At 57.8% G+C, this 15,636-nt stretch carries 11 protein-coding genes, 1 tRNA gene and 1 pseudogene; 10 read left to right on the top strand and 3 right to left on the bottom strand.

The annotated features are described in order from the left end of the window. Positions 1-406 precede the first annotated feature (406 nt). From QP908_RS03575 to QP908_RS03535, 9 genes are all read left to right on the top strand, one after another. Complete coding sequence (locus QP908_RS03575; protein ID WP_284771653.1) at positions 407-1,483, top strand: oxygenase MpaB family protein; 1,077 nt, start codon at positions 407-409, stop codon at positions 1,481-1,483. Positions 1,484-1,561: 78 nt separating this feature from the next. Continuing rightward, on the top strand, positions 1,562-3,148 hold the full coding sequence (locus QP908_RS03570; RefSeq protein ID WP_239269261.1) for a succinic semialdehyde dehydrogenase: 1,587 nt from the start codon (positions 1,562-1,564) through the stop codon (positions 3,146-3,148). A gap of 167 nt (positions 3,149-3,315) precedes the next feature. After that, entirely contained in the window at positions 3,316-4,122 is an 807-nt protein-coding gene (locus tag QP908_RS03565; RefSeq protein ID WP_239269262.1) for an NAD(P)-binding protein, read from the top strand. After that, positions 4,122-5,021: an oxygenase MpaB family protein gene (locus QP908_RS03560; RefSeq protein WP_239269263.1), complete on the top strand. Its 900-nt coding sequence runs from the start codon at positions 4,122-4,124 to the stop codon at positions 5,019-5,021. Before QP908_RS03565 ends, QP908_RS03560 begins: the two co-directional genes overlap by 1 nt. Positions 5,022-5,127: 106 nt before the next feature. Next, positions 5,128-7,998, top strand: coding sequence for a (Fe-S)-binding protein (locus QP908_RS03555; protein WP_284771652.1), 2,871 nt, complete (start codon positions 5,128-5,130; stop codon positions 7,996-7,998). 34 nt (positions 7,999-8,032) lie between these two features. Next, positions 8,033-9,340, top strand: coding sequence for a cation:proton antiporter (locus tag QP908_RS03550; RefSeq protein WP_284771651.1), 1,308 nt, complete (start codon positions 8,033-8,035; stop codon positions 9,338-9,340). Between the two features lie 75 nt (positions 9,341-9,415). Next, positions 9,416-10,066, top strand: coding sequence for a DUF1707 SHOCT-like domain-containing protein (locus tag QP908_RS03545; RefSeq protein ID WP_239275409.1), 651 nt, complete (start codon positions 9,416-9,418; stop codon positions 10,064-10,066). Between the two features lie 55 nt (positions 10,067-10,121). Continuing rightward, the gene (locus QP908_RS03540) at positions 10,122-11,351 is read left to right on the top strand and encodes a pyridoxal phosphate-dependent aminotransferase (protein WP_239275407.1); all 1,230 of its coding nucleotides are present in this window, start codon (positions 10,122-10,124) and stop codon (positions 11,349-11,351) included. Positions 11,352-11,607: 256 nt separating this feature from the next. Next, on the top strand, positions 11,608-12,735 hold the full coding sequence (locus tag QP908_RS03535; RefSeq protein ID WP_239269341.1) for a YibE/F family protein: 1,128 nt from the start codon (positions 11,608-11,610) through the stop codon (positions 12,733-12,735). Here QP908_RS03535 and QP908_RS03530 read toward each other — a convergent pair. Together QP908_RS03530 and dcd are read right to left on the bottom strand one after the other, a co-directional pair. Beyond that, positions 12,732-14,048 (bottom strand): UDP-glucose dehydrogenase family protein, encoded by a 1,317-nt coding sequence (locus QP908_RS03530; RefSeq protein WP_239269268.1) that lies wholly within the window; start codon positions 14,046-14,048, stop codon positions 12,732-12,734. The two genes, QP908_RS03535 and QP908_RS03530, sit on opposite strands and share 4 nt — an antisense overlap. Positions 14,049-14,090: 42 nt before the next feature. Next, positions 14,091-14,660, bottom strand: a complete 570-nt coding sequence (dcd, locus tag QP908_RS03525; protein ID WP_023018083.1) for a dCTP deaminase — start codon at positions 14,658-14,660, stop codon at positions 14,091-14,093. A 63-nt stretch (positions 14,661-14,723) separates the two neighbouring features. On the opposite strand from dcd, the gene QP908_RS03520 reads away from it, so the two are divergent. Continuing rightward, positions 14,724-14,797, top strand: a tRNA-Gly gene (locus QP908_RS03520). A 96-nt stretch (positions 14,798-14,893) separates the two neighbouring features. On the opposite strand, the pseudogene QP908_RS03515 reads toward QP908_RS03520, so the two are convergent. Next, positions 14,894-15,567, bottom strand: a pseudogene (locus QP908_RS03515) (integrase core domain-containing protein); the annotation flags it as partial. Positions 15,568-15,636 lie beyond the last annotated feature (69 nt).

The following is a 15,636-nucleotide window of genomic DNA, read 5'->3' as shown; positions in this document are numbered from 1 at the left end:
GAACCTTTCTGTGGAATTGAAAAGGCGGGGTAGCAGCCTGTTTTAGCGGCATCCCCCGTCTACGGTGAATTTTCAGCCCACTCTTTACCGCGGCCAGAGGTACACAAGCCGACGATGAGTATTGGACCTACGCAATCCACTGATTAAATGAGCTTGAACACACGTTAACACTACCTGAGACACGTCACACAAATAGGGGTGCAATTAAATACGCCCGCAACAGTGTAGCCCAGGTCATATGTTTAATGAAGATTATCGCACCCCCTGCCGTTGTCAACTTCCGATCCCCCACTAAACCCGCAGCGCACATCGTTGCACCCCCAAATTTGTGCGCCATGTAATAGGTGCGCACCGGTGTGTGTTACGCTACACAACCATCAGATTTTATCGACTAAGGAGGGTCGAATTGTCCAACTCACTGAAACCCGAAAATGCACAGGCAAACGAAGAAAATACCCACATTGATTCCTCTCAGTCCGGAGCAGAAGAAGTAAACGCTCAGGACAAGAAGGAAGAAAAGCGCGAACTGCGCCGCGCTCCTTTGGGCCCGGATTCCCTGTTGTGGAAGTGGGGCTCGGATAACCGCCTGCAGCTGCTGCGCGGTTACACCGGCATTTTGCAGAATATGCACCCTGCGATTGGTCAGTCCCTTTTGGACCACTCGAAGTTCTTCGACGAACCTTTCGCCCGTCTGCAGCGCTCTACGCCGCAGATTATTCAGTCCATCTACGATGATGGGGACATCGGTGAGCGTATCCGCGACTACCACGTCACCATTAAGGGCACGCTGCAAAATGGCGAGCGTTACCACTCCCTGAACCCAGAGACCTACTACTGGGCACACGCTACCTTCGTCTACCGCGTTATCTACGCCCAAGATCTCTTCGGTACTCCGTTCACCAAGGAAGAGCGCGACCAGATCGTTCGCGAGGGCGTGACTTGGTGGGACAAGTACGGCATGTCTGAGCGTCCGGTCATTGATAACTACGATGACTTGATCAAGTACATGGATGACATGGCAGACACCGTGCTCGAGCGCAACCAGACCGTTGACTTCGCACTGCGCACCGCACGCGTAGAGCCGGTCAAGACTCCGGAAGGCGTTCCAGAGGCCGTATGGAAGGTTATCTGGAAGCCCATTATGCGCAGCGCCATCTGGTTGACTGTGGCTACCCTGCCGCAGAAGTACCGCGACATCTTGGATCTGAAGTGGACCAAGCGCGACCAAAAGCGCTTCGACCGCATCGCCAAGTCCGTTCGCTTCATCATGGACCACCTCCCAGAGGACAAGCGCTACATGGAGCCTGGTCGTTCCTTGATGATCAAGAACGGCATGATTGAGGGCAAGTACAAGGAGCCGAAGAAGATCCAAGGCTACAACGCCGCCCAGGCTAAGGACTCTGCTGCCACCGCGGAATCTACCGACAAGCCGGATTCCGATGATGCAGTAGCCGCACGCCGTGCTGCCGGCTGCCCGTTCTAAAACACACCGGCTTCCCAATTGTTCGTGAGCTTTTTAGCTCACGAACCTTTTCATTGATCTTTCTGGAGCGTGCATTACATGTCTTTACCACGCCGTCTACAAGAACGGCCCTTGCCACAGCATTTACTGACTGAGCTACAACATCTCACCACTAACTACTCCACTGGTTCGCTGGATAAAGGCGAGCACCAAGCAGTCCATTCCCCCCTATTCGAAGAAAAATTAGGATGGGTTGGAGTAGGTTCCGAAGAAGACGTAGATGAGGCTTTCCGCCGTTCGCGTCAGGCCCAAAAGGCCTGGGCCGACACCGACGTTAAGCAGCGCGTAAAGGTAATGAAGCGCTTCCACCACCTCGTGGCTAAACACCGCGAGCTGCTGGCGGATTTCATCCAACTGGAAACCGGCAAGGACCGCACGGCCGCTTTTGATGAGGTACTCGATGTACTAAATAACGCGCGTTATTACTCAAATAATGCGCCAAAGCTACTGGCCACTCAGAAGCAGCCGGGCGCATTTCCGCTCATCACCAAAACTCACTTGCAGCGAGTTCCTAAGGGCGTTGTGGGGCAAATCAGCCCGTGGAACTACCCATTAGCATTGGGCATTTCCGATGCCGTTGCGGCACTACTTGCCGGCAATGGCGTTGTGGCCAAGCCCGACGGATCCACCCCATTTTCTAACCTGATTTCCCTCTACCTCTTGAAGGAAGCAGGACTGCCGAAGGATCTGCTGCAGATCGTCACCGGCTCCGGCCGAGTTGTCGGCTCCGCCATCTCCGAACGCTGCGATTACCTGATGTTTACCGGTTCCACCAAGACCGGCAAGATTTTGGGCACCACCGTAGGCGAGCGCCTCGTTGGATACTCCGCAGAACTGGGCGGCAAGAACCCAATGATCATCGCGCCGGATGCGGACATCGACAAGCATATTGACACCATCGCTACCGCCTGCTTTTCCAATTCAGGCCAGCTGTGCGTGTCGATTGAACGCATCTACGTGCCCGATGCCATCTTCGATCAATTCATTACCGCATTCCGCCGGGCAACCGAATCCATCAAACTTGGTTCCGGTTTGAACTGGGACTACACGATGGGTTCACTCATCGGCCAAAACCAATTGGATGTGGTGCAGCACTTCGTCGATGATGCGGTAGAAAAGGGTGCCACCGTTATTACCGGCGGCAAGCCCCGCCCGGATATCGGCCCCTACCACTTTGAGCCCACGGTTCTCACTGATTTGGGTGAAGGCACCGAGCTTGCAGAGCAAGAGGTCTTTGGCCCCGTGGTGTACGTGCAACGCGTGCGCGATGTTGAAGAGGCCATCGAGCAGGCAAATAAATTGCCCTACGGCCTGAACTCCTCTGTATTCGGCCAACCCGAAACCGCGCAGGGCATCGCCGAGAAAATCGATGCTGGCAGCGTGACCATCAATGATGGCTACGCCTCCACGTGGGCCTCGATTTCCACCCCGCTGGGTGGCGTCAAGGAGTCCGGCGTTGGCCGCCGCCATGGCCACGAGGGGCTGACCAAATATACGGAAGCGAAGAATATTTCCTCGCAAAGGATCATGCCGATGCGCGGGCCAAGTTGGCTTCCCAATAAGTATTACGGCACCCTGCTGAGCTCCGCGTTGCGCTTAGGAAAGGCCTTGCGCTTCCTCCCCTAAGCACTGCGCAGCATAACCAGCCAGCTTTTAAATCCAGTAATCCACTTCACAATTGTTGGGGATATGTGTACTATCACAACATATCCACAAATTGTGTTCTCTCTGAGTACATAAATTGCCAATACACAGCGGCCGGTAAGTGCCCTGTGAAACTCGAAAGGAACAGTATGTTCAAGCCATATCGCCGACCGACCGTCGCAGTCGTCGGTGCCGGAGTAGCCGGATGCGCCGCGGCTTCTGAATGCGCATTCTCTGGATTCGACACCGTTCTTTTTGAACAAGAACCACACATCGGCGGTCACTTCAATTCCGCTGATGCCACCGAGGTCTCCCGGAAGTACCACTTCCGCACCCCGTACCTCCGCCTCACGAAAACTGACGGCTCGCCAGCTTCTGTAGTACGCCACCTTGAAGAGGCTGTTGCTGCCAGTGGCGCCGAGTTCCGCGGTTCCACCGCCGTTACTGGTGCCGAATTCGACCGCGCAGAAGGCAAATGGGAAATCTCCTACCTCGGTGATTCCGGTCAGGAAACCCAAGCTTTCGATGTGTTGATTCGCGCCACCGGCGAGGAATCCCCGTGGATTTCCGTTCCGGGACGGTCAAAGGCCAGCGTCGATGACATGTACCTGCACCACGGTGTAGAGGTATTTGGGCTGCCTAATGCCCTCTTTGTTGACGGCCCTACCCCGCGCGACTCTTACCTCAAGCGTCGCCCACTGGCTGTCATCGAAGCCCGCGCCGATCACTGCCGCCGTTACGTCCGCCAGCTAGAGATTCGTGGACCAGGAGAACTAACCGTCAAGCACGATAAGTGGTTGGTTCAGCCCGGTACCGTACGCGGAATCCGCGAAGTGCTCGCAGGGTTCGATGCACCGGCCCACGATTTCAAGCGAGCATCCAACTACGCCCCTGAGTCCGCCTCGTCCGAACGCCAGAATCAACAAAAGTCCGCTACTGCCCTTAAGGAGGCATAATGACTACTCTGAGCAATCCTGAAAGCACTGTAAACGACAAGCACGCCCAACCTGCAGATAACAACACCGATAACCTGCCTGAGCTGGGTCCAGATTCCATCCTGTGGCAACGCTTTGGTGACTGGCGCTCCGCATTCGTCGCACTGTCTGCTGGTCTTTTGCAGATTGCCCAGCGTGACGTCAGCCGGTCCTTGGTGCAGCACTCGAACGTTTTCGATAACGAGGTTGCACGCTTGGTTCGCTCCGCCTTCCCGATCATCCGCACGATCTATGAAGGCCCTGAAGTTGGCGTCATGATTCGTGACTTCCACAAGGACATCAAGGGCACCCACCCAGATGGAAGCCGCTACCACCCGCTGAACCCGGATGTGTACTACTGGGCACACGCCACCTTCGCTGCAATGCCGTACCAGCTGGCCGGCAACTTCATGGATCCTCTGACCCCAGAGGAGCGCGAGCAGCTCTTCCAGGAGACCCGTACCTGGTACACCTTCTACGAGGTTGCAGAGCCCGACGATGCGCCAAAGACGTACGCTGAGTTTGAAGAGTACGTAGACAACATGATCGATACCCTCGATATCAGCGAAACCATCGAGCGCTCCCGCATCATCAACGGCCTTACCCTCGACACCCCAGATCCCAAGGTGCCCAACTGGCTGTGGAAGCCCATTGCACCTTACGCATCTCGTCTGCTGTTGTGGGTTGCTATCGGCATGATTCCGGACAAGCTGCGCAACAAGCTTGGCTGGGAGTGGACCAAGAAGGATGAGCGCAAGCTCAAGATCTTCTCCCGTGCCGTCCGTGGAGTCTTCTCCGTCCTCCCGCGTAAGGCACGTATGGTTCCTATCGCTACCCGCGCCTTTGAGAAGGCGGAAGCTGAAGGCGGCTTCCACTACTAAGGCCAATATCCCTTCACTCATAGTTACTGAATACTGACTCCCACGATGACGCCTTGAGGCTTTAAGGTAGATAACAACGTGGAGCATCAGTAGTGAAGGAGCACGAATGACAACCGTGTCCGGTTGGATTGCTATAGCCACATCGATTCCGGTGTGGCTATACTTTTTCGCCCGCATAGGCGCGCTCATTAAGTTCATCCGCTCGGGCGGACCAACCCAACTAGAGCGCACCAATAGCCCTCTAAAACGCCTCGGGCGCGTGCTGGTAGAGGTCTTCGGCCACACCCACTTCAAGGGAAAGCCATTGGTCAATGCCGCTCACTGGGCGGTCATGGTGGGCTTTTTATTCGGCATCCTGGTGTGGTTTGAGGCCTATATCCAAACCTTCGCCCCGGATAAAGGGTGGCCTGGCTTAAGCACCTGGCCGGTGTATCACTTTGTAGAAGAAATACTCGGCATCGGCACGTTGCTGGGCATCTGCTTCCTCATCGGAGTGCGCCTGAAACTAGGCGATACCGAGCGCGGCAGCCGCTTTTTCAACTCCCAAACGGCGGCGGCCCGGTGGGTAGAGGCCATTGTATTCATCGAGGGCCTCAGCATGCTCTTGGTCAAAGCTTCCAAGATCGCGGCCTTTGGTGGCGGTTCCGCAGTCGCGGATTTCTTGACCGTTCACTTAGCTAAGGCACTGCCTGAGTCCCCGGCACTGGTCAGCTTCTTCGCCTTGGTCAAGCTGCTATCCGGGCTCCTCTTCATCTTCTTTATTGCCCGCAATTTCCAGTGGGGTGTCATGTGGCACCGCTTCATGGCGTTTTTCAATATCTTTTTCCAGCGCAATACCTCTGGGGATAAGGCGCTTAAATCCCTGCCCACCCCGGACTTGGAAGAAGACATCACCCCTGGCAGCTGGAAGTTGCTGCTGGATTCAACCGCGTGCACTGAATGCGGCCGCTGCCAAGAGCTGTGCCCGGCTTGGAATACCGATAAGCCGCTCAGCCCCAAAAAGGTCATGATGGACTTGCGCCAAGGTGCGCTAGATAATTACAGCCCGCACGAGGGCCTCGATGTGCTCTCGATGGCTGGTGTCATCGACGATGACGTCCTGTGGTCCTGCACCAACTGCGGGGCCTGCGTGGATCAATGCCCCACTGATATCGAGCACATCGACCATATTGCAGACCTGCGCCGCTTCAAGGTCTTGGCGGAATCCGATTTCCCCTCAGAGCTCACCGGCCTATTTAAGAACATGGAAACCAAGGGCAACCCCTGGGGCCGCAATAATTCCGAGCGCCGCGCTTGGATTGATGAGGCGCGTGCCGATGGCATCGAGGTACCCATCATTGGCGAGGACGCCGCGGATTTCTCCGATATGGAATACCTCCTCTGGGTCGGCTGCGCCGGTGCCTATGATGACAATGGTCGCCGCACCACCCGCGCCGTCGTGGATCTTCTCCACACCGCCGGCGTGAAATTCGGTGTGCTTTCTACCGGCGAGACCTGCACCGGCGATCCCGCTCGCCGCGCCGGCAATGAGTTCTTGTTCCAAATGATGGCGCAACAAAACGTGGAAACCCTCAACAACGCTTTTGAGGGCGTGCCGGAAGGCCAGCGGAAAATCATCACGACCTGCCCGCACTGCTTTAATACCATCCGCAATGAGTACCCGGACTTCGACGGGCATTTCGATGTCTTCCACCACACGCAGCTACTCAACCGACTAGTACGCGAGAAGCTGCTGCAGCCGGTTCCGCGCACCCCAGAAAACCGCAAGCCCATCACCTATCACGATCCGTGCTTCTTGGGCCGGCACAATAAGGTCTTCGATCCCCCGCGCGAGCTTCTCGAGGCCACCGGCGTAGAACTGCGCGAGATGGACAAGTCCCGCAATGAGGCCTTTTGCTGCGGCGCCGGCGGCGCGCGCATGTTCATGGAAGAAAAGTTGGGTTCTCGCATCAATGAGTTCCGCACGGAGCAGGCACTAGAGACCGGCGCCGAGGAAATCGCCACTGGCTGCCCATTCTGCAATGTCATGATGACCGGCGGCGTGAAGTCTTTGGCCGCCGAGTCCACCCCCACCACCCAGGTCAACGACGTGGCCACCATGCTGCGCAATTCCATTTCCCTGGATGACAAGGGCACCCTTCCAGAGCCTCTCCCCAAGGCGTTCTTGGCCACCCCAGTGCGCCACCGTGCGGCCTCAGCTACCACCACCGCTGAATCCCCCAAGGCACCCACGCCTGCCGATGCCCCCTCCTCCAGCAATACCCCCACCGCTGCCACTCCACCTGCTACACCCTCCGCGCCTTCTGCTCCTTCGGCATCGGCAGCTCCAGCCGCGCCTTCGGCACCGGCGGCCCCCAAGGCTCCTTCGGCACCCAACGCACCCAGCTCACCGAGCGCGCCGCAATCCACTAATGCACCGTCGGCGCCTACTCCACCTTCTGCACCGAGTGCCCCCTCCGCGCCCAGCGCGCCAGCCCCACCGGGTGCTCCCACGCCGCCAAAGGCTCCTAAGGCCCCTGCGGCTCCGGGTTCTTCTTCGGCACCTAGCGTCCCGGCGGCGCCGAAGGCTCCGGCAGCACCAAGTGCCCCGGCAGCTCCAGGTGCCCCGACTCCGCCGGCTGCTCCAAATGCGAAAGCACCCGCGGCACCCCAACCGCCTAGGGCCCCGCAGCCACCCGCTGCATCGCAAGCACCAGCTGTGCCGGAACCACCTGCAGCTCCACAGCCGCCAAAGGCTCCACAAGCTGCCCAGGCACCACAGACTCCAGCAGCGCCAAAGCCACCGCAGGCTGACAAGAAACCCGAGGCAGCTGCGCCGCCAGCCCCGCCGGCTCCGCCGGCATCGTCCGCGCCATCCGCGCCATCCACTCCGCCTGCACCACCGGCGCCATCGGCAAGCGCGGAGGCTCCCAAGGCCCCCAAGCCACCGGAACCGCCGAAGCCACCCACACCGCCGAAGGACACGAATACCGAGTAGGCATGTGCAGGGGTGAGTGCGTACGCTGTGATCCATGCATTTAGATGTGGGATGGGCTGCGGATACTGTTGTTCTCGCAGCGGGTGCGACGGAAAACACCACTAGCCTCGTTTCCTTTGCCTGGATCATGCTCGCGGCGCTACTGGCGCCCATAGTGTCGTTCATGTTGGGCAACCGGCTGCCGGCCGTTGCCCTTCTGATCATCTTTGGCATGGTCATCGGCCCATCGCTTTTGGATGTAGCGCATGAGGATGCCGGCATCAGCATGCTGAAAGAGCTGGGCGTTGGTGCGCTGTTCTTGCTCGCAGGTTTTGAGATCGAGATTTCTACGCTCAAGACCAAAGAGGCGGGAACCGCGCTGTCCACCTGGCTTATCTGCCTCGTGGCTTGTGGCGTCGGTGCGTACTTCTTGGTCGATAATGTCCCAGGTGCCATCGTGGTGGCGCTGGCGCTAACGTCCACGGCGCTGGGCACGCTCCAGCCCATGCTGAAACAGGACCGTGTGCTCGAGACCAAAGTGGGCAAATCGGTCATGATTCACGGCGCTATTGGTGAGGTCGCACCCATTACCGCGATGGCGCTGCTGCTGAGCACGCGCTCCACGTGGACCACGCTGCTGATTATGCTCGCGTTCATCGGCATCGCCGTGGCCGTCGCCATCATGCCGGCTGCCATTGCCACGACGATTCCGTGGGTTAAAGCGGCGTTTATCTCCGGTGCGGGGTCTACCAACCAGACCATTCTGCGCCTTATCATCCTGATCCTTGCCACCCTCATGGCCGTCACGGCGGTCTTTGAGCTCGACATCGTGCTGGGCGCCTTCGCCGCCGGCATCATCTTGAACCGCATCATTCCGGATGAATTCCATCGACGGCTAGAACACCGCCTCGATGTGGTCTTTCACTCCATGCTCATCCCGGTCTTCTTCGTGGTCTCCGGCATGACGATTAACTGGGATACCATCGCTAATAACCCGGGGAAGGTACTGGGCATCCCGGCGCTTATTCTCGTCACCCGCGGCCTGCCGGTATTCCTGCGCGAAAATGTGGGCCACACCGGCTCCGAAATTGAAACGGTGCGCGAACGCCTCCAGGTCAGCCTGTACACGGCGACCGGCCTGCCGATCATCGTAGCCGTGACGTCGCTGGCCGTTAATTCGGAATTGATGAAGCAAGAAACCGCATCCATCTTCGTCGCCGGTGGCGCATTGACCGTTGCCATCTTCCCGTTCTTGGCCAACCTGGTGGGAAGGAAGAACTCCAAGACGGTTGATGAATCCGATCCAAAGAAAAAATCGGATTCTAACGAGGACGACAAAGAAGATGAGTCGCAAGAGCTCTAGCCTGTGTACCCCGCACTAGAAGCTATGCCCTGCCACCGTGGCAGGGCATATTCTTTTTGAATCAGGTTGTCTATTATGGTGGCTGTGACTAATAGCTACGGATCCTCCCCCTATGACCGGACACTGCGTCTATCTGATTCAGAGCGCAACGATGCCCTGACGGATCTAGCCCGCGCAGTGGGCGAAGGCCGCTTATCTATGACCGAGTTTGAGGAGCGCTCCGATAGCGTCATGCAGGCCGTCACCCACAAGGACTTGGCGCCAATTTTCAGTGATATCCCTGCGACCGGATCGCAAGAGGCAAAAATCTACTCCCAGGGCGATGTGGAGCGCGCCTTTAATGCCGCGAAAAAGCCCCGCATCGCTACCGCGCTGACCAGCTCGGTGGTTCTGCTCGCGGCATCGCCTACTCTTGTCATGCTCAGCGCCACCATGAATAGCCCCTGGTTGCTAGCGGGCGGTGCCGTAGCCGCAGCGCTCATTCCCATCGTGTGGATCCTCTTGTACGTGGCCAAGGTGGGCCCGCAATCGTGGCATGCCCCCTCGGTGCGGCAGATTGAGCGCCAACAACAGCGCGAAATCCGTGCACTGACGGCACACGAGCGGGCGCACCAAAAAGAATTAGAGAAGAAAATGTGGGCCGAGCGCCGCCAGCAGGCCGGTGAAATTACTGGTCAAGCTATGGAAATGGCGAAGAAGCAAATCAGCAAGTGGAATAAAAAATAGCACTGAGTTGCGCTGCAATCCTTCTTAGCGCTGTGAAAGATGGCACAATATGGCCATGACTTCTCCCACACCCCGCATCTTTGACCAGTCCGAAAAATTAAAGGGCATCGCTTACGATATTCGCGGTGAGGTCTCAGCGGAAGCGGAGAGAATGGAGCTGGACGGCCACACCATCCTCAAGCTCAATACCGGCAACCCCGCCGTCTTTGGCTTCGATGCACCCGATGTCATCATGCGCGATATGATCAGCGCCTTGCCCACCTCCCAGGGCTATTCCACCTCTAAAGGCATTACCTCGGCCCGGAGGTCCATCGTCACGCGCTATGAGCTCGAGGACTTCCCGCATTTTGATATCAACGATGTCTTCTTGGGCAATGGCGTATCAGAACTTATCACCATGACCACCCAGGCGCTGCTCAATAATGGCGATGAGATCCTTATCCCGGCGCCCGATTACCCACTGTGGACGGCGGCAACCTCGCTGGCCGGTGGCACCCCGGTGCACTACCTGTGCGATGAGGAAGACGAGTGGAACCCGTCCATCGAGGATATTAGGTCCAAGGTCACCGAAAAGACCAAGGCCATTGTGGTCATCAACCCCAATAACCCAACGGGTGCGGTGTATTCGCGCGAGGTCCTGCAGCAGATCGTGGACATCGCCAGGGAGCACAACCTGCTGATTTTGGCCGATGAGATTTATGACCGCATCCTTTATGACGATGCGAAGCATATCTCCATCGCCTCGCTGGCCCCCGATCTTTTGACCTTTACCTTTAATGGCCTATCCAAGGCCTACCGCGTCTGTGGTTACCGCGCAGGCTGGATGGTTATTACGGGCCCGAAGCATAATGCGCACGGGCTTATCGAGGGCCTCGAATTGCTGGCAGGTACCCGCCTGTGCCCGAATGTCCCCGCCCAACACGCCATCCAGGTGGCGCTGGGCGGGCGCCAATCCATCTACGAGCTCACCGGGGCTGGGGGACGATTGCTGCGCCAGCGCGATATCGCCTACGACAAGATCAATGAGATTCCGGGTGTTTCCGCGGTAAAGCCCAAGGGCGCGCTGTACCTCTTCCCGCGCCTGGATCCCAATGTCTATGAGATTCACGATGATTCCAAACTCATGTTGGACATCCTCAAGGCGGAAAAGATCCTCATGGTCCAAGGCACCGGCTTCAACTGGCCGCACCCGGATCACTTCCGCGTGGTCACGCTGCCTTGGGCCTCCCAATTAGAAAACGCCATCGAACGCTTGGGCAATTTCTTAGTAAGCTACCGCCAATAGCACCCCAGCAGACGATTGGTAATTGCAGTAATAATCGTTGACAATACATCGTATGGGACGACATTCCTCGGTTTCTAATTCGACGACGGGCGCCGCTTCGCGGCATCGGCAAGCGCAGGGTCGATCGGAGTCCAGCGGGCACGCGCAGGGCCGGTCGAGGTTACAACGCCTAAAGCCACGTCAGTTGGCGCACTCGGTATCCGGTCACCCGTGGCGCATTGGGCTAGTAACCGCCATCGGTGCGGCCCTTATCGCCATGCTGGTCGGCCTCGTCCTGCTCTGGCCCACTAGTGCTGCCTCTGAGCATACCTCGGAGGAGTTCGAGTCCACCTACGCGTTGAACCACCCGCAGGTGGAAGGCACCGTGGAGAAGACCGATCATTCGGCGTGCCAATCGGAGCAGACCGGCTTGGCCTTTGATACCCCGCCGCTTATTCCGGAAAAGGAAGAAGTGGACTGTGACCGGGCGCTGGTGAAGATCACCTCCGGCGAGGACGAGGGAAAGATGACCCAATTGGTCACCTACGGCAACGCGGGCGACCCAGAATTGCAGCCGGGCGATGACATCGTGCTATCCAAGGCCACCGATCCTGCCGGGGCAGTATCGTATGCCTTTGCCGATTATCAGCGCAGCCATAGCCTCCTGCTCTGGGGAGTGGTCATCGCGATCGTCATCATTGCTTTCGCGGCGTGGCATGGGGTGCGCGCGATCATCGGCTTGGGGTTGAGCCTTGGTATCGTCTTCAGCTTCCTCATCCCAGCGCTCATTGCGGGCACCAATCCCCTGTGGGTGGCCCTCGCCGCCTGTACCGCCATCATTCTCCTTGCCGTGCCGCTTGTCCACGGCGTGAATTGGAAATCCGCTTCTGCGGTCGGCGGTTCACTGACGGCGCTCGCCATCGCCGCGTTTTTGGCTTGGGCGGCCATCGATAGTTCGCAGCTGCAAGGCTTTAGCTCCGAAGATAACCTCAAGCTGCTGCTATATATGCCCAATGTCTCCATCCTGGGCGTGCTGCTGTGCGGTTTCGTCGTGGGTGCGTTGGGCAGCCTTGCCGATGTCGCCATCGCCCAAGCCTCCACCATCACCGAGCTGCATGAATCCGACCCCGCTGCCACACCGCTAGAGCTTTTCTTATCCGCCATGAGGGTCGGCCGCGACCACATTGCCTCGATGGTCTATACCCTCATTTTGACCTATACCGGCGCCGCATTACCCCTGCTCCTGCTCATCACCGCCGCTGAACGCCCCGCGGGGCAAATACTTAGCAGCGATCTCGTCGCCACCGAACTCCTGCGCTCCGGCGTCGGCGCCATGGCACTGACCCTCGCAGTCCCAATTACCACGCTGATTGCCGCGTTTACGGTCCCGTCACGCCGCCGTTAAAGCGTGCGCCCCAGCGCCTGTATCTTCCAGCCGGCGTTGGACCAGGCCGCAACGTCCAGCACATTGCGGCCATCGATAATGCGCTTATTATCTACCAGCTCGCCGGCCTCGTTCGGGTCCAGTTCCTTAAACTGCTCCCACTCGGTAGCCAGGATGACAAGTTCCGCCTCCCGCAAGGCGGTTTCCGTGTCGGCGGCATAGTCCAAGGTGGGAAAAACCTTCTTGGCGTTTTCCATGCCCTCTGGGTCATAGACGGTGACCGCCGCACCCGCCAAGGACAAGGATCCAGCCACCGAGAGCGCCGGCGAATCCCGCACATCATCCGAGTTCGGCTTAAAGGCACAGCCCAGCACGGTGACGCGGTGGCCCAATAGCGAGCCATTGAAGGCTTCTTTAGACATATCCACCATGCGGTCGCGCCGGCGCATATTAATCGCATCCACCTCGCGCAGGAAGGTCAGCGCTTGATCAGCGCCGAGCTCACCGGCGCGCGCCATAAAGGCGCGGATATCCTTGGGCAGGCATCCACCGCCAAAGCCCAGGCCCGCGCCGAGAAACTTGCGACCAATGCGCTTGTCTATGCCAATGGCATCCGCCAACGCCACCACGTCCGCCCCCGCGATCTCACAAATCTCGGAAACTGCATTGATGAAAGAAATCTTGGTCGCCAAAAAAGCGTTGGCGGATACTTTTACCAGCTCCGCGGTCTGCAGATCGGTCGCGATGAAGGGCGTGTCCTGCGCTAGCGGCTGCGCGTAGATCTCGCGGGCAAGCTCTTCCGCGCGGGATTCTGATTCGCGGGTGCCAATGACAATGCGGTCCGGGGTAATGGTGTCGTGCACCGCATAACCTTCGCGCAAAAATTCTGGATTCCACGCGATTTCCATGCGAGTTCCCTCGGGCGCTAAACCGTCCGCAAGTTCTTGGAGTTCCGCCGCCGTACCTACCGGAACGGTGGATTTGCCAAAGATGACGTGCTCCCCGCGCAGCTTGGGCACCAAGTCCGTGATAACGGCCTTAACGTAGGTCATATCCGCTGCATAAGAACCGCGGCGCTGCGGGGTTCCCACGCCGAGAAAGTGCACGTTGGCAAACTGCGCGGCCTCGTCATAATCCGTGCTAAACCCTAAGCGCCCAGCATCAATATTGCGCTCGAGCACCTCCGGCAGCCCCGGCTCAAAAAAGGGAACCTTGCCCGATTGCAAGACGGAGATTTTATCCTCGTCTACATCGACGCCTAATACTTCATGCCCCAATTCCGCCATGCAGGCGGCGTGGGTAGCACCCAGGTAACCGGTGCCAATAACAGTCATCCGCATAAAACCTCATCCTAGAGATTTTATGTAAATACCAGATTAATCCCTGCGGAAGTTCAGGTAAGACTTTGATGGCGTTGGGCCGCGCTGACCTTGATATTTCGATCCCAAGGCACCCGTGCCATAGGGGCTTTCCGCCGGCGAGGTCATCTTAAAGATGGCCAGCTGGCCCACTTTCATCCCCGGCCATAGCGCAATGGGCAGGTTCGCGGTATTGGAAAGCTCCAGGGTGATATGCCCGGAAAAGCCGGGATCGATAAAGCCCGCGGTGGAGTGGGTTAAAAGGCCCAGCCGTCCCAGCGAGGATTTACCCTCCAAACGCCCGGCAAGGTCAGCCGGGAGGGTGAATTTCTCCAACGTGGCACCAAGAACAAACTCGCCGGGGTGAAGAATAAAGGATTGATCCTCTTCTACTTCCACCAAGGTGGTAAGCTCCGGCATCTCCTCTTTGGGGTCAATGTGCGTATAGCGGGAGTTATTGAATACGCGGAAGTACTTATCCAAGCGCACGTCAACGGAAGAAGGCTGGATAAGCTCACTATCAAAGGGCTCGATGCCCAGCTCTCCGGAATCAATGGCGGAACGAATATCACGATCTGAAAGAAGCACGGACCCGATTCTACTCAATCGCCTACCCAAGGTGTATAGTAGGGAAAGCGCATTTAGCGCAGCGCCGACGTAGTTTAATGGTAGAACTGCAGCTTCCCAAGCTGCTGGCGCGGGTTCGATTCCCGTCGTCGGCTCCACTGTCATGAGTCGCGACATGCTTGACGGGTGAGTCGCGACATCGTTGACAAACCGGCATCTCAGTTTCTTTTTGTTCTGGGATGCCGGTTTTGTTGTTATTTGGGGTCTAGGGGTGGGTCTCCTTGTTTCCAGTAGGGCTTTTGGTAGTTGCGGCTGGTGTCGATGTAGTGTTCGGTGATGACTTCGCCGGTTTCGGCTAGTGATGTGATGACGTGGTTGTCGGCGATGACCATGAGGATTTTCTTTCTCTTCCATTTGCGGCCGATGCCTAGGTGGAAGAGTTTGCCGGCGTAGCGCACGGTGGTTTTGCCGTTGTCCCAGACGACGTCGTTTCTTGTGCGCCATTCTTGTGTCGGGTTGTGGGCTGGGTTGGCTTTGGTGCCGGTGGTGTAGGCCTGGTGTGGGGTGCGTCGGCCTAGGGCTTTGTGGGGGCGTGTGGTGTTGTAGTAGTCGCGGAATTCATTGAGGAGTGTCTGCAGTTCAGCGACGGCTTTAGCGGGTGGTCGGGCGTTGATCGATTTTTGAGTGTTTGGTGGAAGCGCTCGATTTTTCCTTGAGTTTGGGGATGGCCTGGACGACCATTTTTCTGTTGGATGCGGTGGTGGTTGAGGGTTTTCTCGAATGCGTTGCGGCCTCCTTTTCGACCTGTGAGTCGTGCCGTAAAGACCAGTCCGTTGTCGGTGAGTGTGGATGCGGGTGGCCCGTAGGTGTCGATGAGGTGTTGGAGCGTTTCTGCGACTGCAGTGCCTGTAAACGCGTGCTGTGAAGTGTCCCAGGTTTTGTTCCGTTTGAGTAGATGGGAAAATCTGGAACGTGCCGAGAAAATTTGACCAGGATG

The organism is Corynebacterium sp. MSK204 (assembly GCF_030229885.1).
Classification (GTDB): domain Bacteria; phylum Actinomycetota; class Actinomycetes; order Mycobacteriales; family Mycobacteriaceae; genus Corynebacterium.
This window is presented reverse-complemented; position numbering and strand designations above follow the sequence as displayed.

Excerpts from the sequence above, each read along its gene's own strand:
- QP908_RS03560 (WP_239269263.1), top strand. The coding sequence starts at position 4,122 with ATGACTACTCTGAGCAATCCTGAAAGCACTGTAAACGACAAGCACGCC.
- QP908_RS03535 (WP_239269341.1), top strand. The coding sequence starts at position 11,608 with ATGCTGGTCGGCCTCGTCCTGCTCTGGCCCACTAGTGCTGCCTCTGAG.
- QP908_RS03570 (WP_239269261.1), top strand. The coding sequence starts at position 1,562 with ATGTCTTTACCACGCCGTCTACAAGAACGGCCCTTGCCACAGCATTTA.
- QP908_RS03530 (WP_239269268.1), bottom strand. The coding sequence starts at position 14,048 with ATGACTGTTATTGGCACCGGTTACCTGGGTGCTACCCACGCCGCCTGC.
- QP908_RS03540 (WP_239275407.1), top strand. The coding sequence starts at position 10,122 with ATGACTTCTCCCACACCCCGCATCTTTGACCAGTCCGAAAAATTAAAG.
- QP908_RS03565 (WP_239269262.1), top strand. The coding sequence starts at position 3,316 with ATGTTCAAGCCATATCGCCGACCGACCGTCGCAGTCGTCGGTGCCGGA.
- QP908_RS03550 (WP_284771651.1), top strand. The coding sequence starts at position 8,033 with ATGCATTTAGATGTGGGATGGGCTGCGGATACTGTTGTTCTCGCAGCG.
- QP908_RS03555 (WP_284771652.1), top strand. The coding sequence starts at position 5,128 with ATGACAACCGTGTCCGGTTGGATTGCTATAGCCACATCGATTCCGGTG.
- QP908_RS03545 (WP_239275409.1), top strand. The coding sequence starts at position 9,416 with ATGGTGGCTGTGACTAATAGCTACGGATCCTCCCCCTATGACCGGACA.